The organism is Citrobacter sp. TBCS-14 (genome assembly GCF_005280805.1).
Classification (GTDB): domain Bacteria; phylum Pseudomonadota; class Gammaproteobacteria; order Enterobacterales; family Enterobacteriaceae; genus Citrobacter; species Citrobacter gillenii.
The window spans coordinates 1-244 of the sequence record NZ_SZWM01000053.1 but is presented as its reverse complement, the minus strand read 5'-3'; the positions used below and the strand labels follow the sequence as shown (position 1 = coordinate 244).

Here is a 244-nt window from a genome sequence, read left to right as displayed (position 1 = left end):
ATTTGCTGTCCGAACCGTGGCTGTGCGCGTTAATCGCGCTGTCCTTAAACAGTGCGGCCTATACCACGCAACTGTTTTACGGTGCGATTCGAGCAATCCCGGAAGGCCAGTGGCAGTCCTGTGGTGCGCTGGGGATGAGCAAGAAGGATACGCTGGCCATTCTGCTGCCGTACGCCTTTAAACGCGCCCTCTCCTCGTATTCCAACGAAGTGGTGCTGGTGTTTAAAAGTACCTCACTGGCATA

At 54.9% G+C, this 244-nt stretch carries 1 protein-coding gene; it reads left to right on the top strand.

All coding sequences use genetic code 11. From position 1 onward, the window contains the following. Positions 1–244, top strand: a 244-nt coding sequence (locus FDX22_RS00255) for an ABC transporter permease subunit (RefSeq protein ID WP_146716556.1), incomplete at both ends; no start/stop codon positions are given.